Source organism: Pseudarthrobacter sp. NKDBFgelt, assembly GCF_046097905.1.
In the GTDB taxonomy this organism is placed as follows: Bacteria; Actinomycetota; Actinomycetes; order Actinomycetales; family Micrococcaceae; genus Arthrobacter; species Arthrobacter polychromogenes.
In genome coordinates, this window is the sequence record NZ_JBJURL010000195.1 from 1 (window position 1) to 707 (window position 707).

General features: G+C 72.3%; 1 protein-coding gene. It reads right to left on the minus strand.

Annotated features, from left to right (window positions below):
* A partial coding sequence (locus ACKAE7_RS21115) for an AMP-binding protein (protein WP_408980236.1) occupies positions 1–707 on the minus strand: 707 nt, incomplete at both ends.

Sequence of the window (707 nt, forward strand, 5' to 3'; positions counted from 1 at the left end):
GCCTGCGGCTCCGTCTCGACGACGGCCACCACAGCCTGCGTCCCGGAAGGGCCCACGCCGACGACGGCCGCCAGCCCGACGCCGTCCAGCCGTTCGATGGCCTGTTCTGCGCCCACCGGAGTCACCACGGCGTCCGGCGCGGTGACGACATGGGCCAAACGCCCTTCCACCCAGAGCCGGCCGGCACTGTCGAAGTGTCCGACGTCGCCGGTACGGTGCCACCCCGCCGTGCGGCTGCTCTCACGCTGGGTCAGCCAGAGCCTGTCATAGGTTTCCTTCACATGCGGGGCGCCCACCAGGATCTCGCCGGTGACCCCCGGCTCCGTGACAGGGGTGTTGCCGGGGGCGGTGCCGTCCGCAGTGAGCGGGATGACCGCTACGCGGGCGCCATGCACCGGCAGGCCCACACACACGCCGTTGCCCGCCCCTGCCATGTGTCCGGCAGCAGCGTCTGCCGCGGCGGTACGGATCTGTTCAAGGCTGATGTCCGTGACGGGCAGCGCCTCGGTCATTCCGTAGGGGGTATGCAGCGAGGCGCGGGGCACCAGCCGCTGCATCGCCGCGAGGAGTGTTTCGGCCACGGGGGCGCCGGCCGAGAGGAGAAGCTCCACGCGGTCCAGGGCCTGCTGGCCGGCCTGGCCCAGGCCGTTCCGTGTGGCGAGGACGTTGCGCAGCGCCGCGGGGGAGGCGAAGACTACGGTGGCGTC